The organism is Mesorhizobium sp. M5C.F.Ca.ET.164.01.1.1 (assembly GCF_004792125.1).
Taxonomy (GTDB): domain Bacteria; phylum Pseudomonadota; class Alphaproteobacteria; order Rhizobiales; family Rhizobiaceae; genus Mesorhizobium; species Mesorhizobium wenxiniae.
In genome coordinates this window covers 1-279 of sequence record NZ_SRTG01000636.1, presented here as the reverse complement: position 1 = coordinate 279, position 279 = coordinate 1, and the positions used below count along the sequence as shown (strand labels likewise).

At 66.3% G+C, this 279-nt stretch carries 1 protein-coding gene; it reads left to right on the top strand.

Annotated elements, in window-relative coordinates; all coding sequences use genetic code 11:
- Positions 1-28: 28 nt before the first annotated feature.
- The coding region (locus tag EN807_RS35090; protein ID WP_189522725.1) for a pyruvate formate lyase family protein at positions 29-279 on the top strand (251 nt) is incomplete at its 3' end.

Here is a 279-nt window from a genome sequence, read left to right as displayed (position 1 = left end):
GCTGATGTTCCTCAACGAGCTCTCGCCGATGGGGCACATCGTTCCCAACCACAAGCTGGTCCTCGAGCAAGGTCTCGATGCGATGGCAGCCGATGCAAGAAAGCGCATGGCCGACCAGGGTGCCTCTCTGCCCGAGCGTGCCTTCCAAGAAGCCGTGGCGATCTCGCTCGAAGCGGTTGCGGCCTATGCGGCACGCCATGCCGCGCTGGCCCGCGAAGTGGCGGCCAAGCTCGCGGGCGGCGATCCGCGCCGCACAAGTCTGGAAGACGTCGCGGTCTG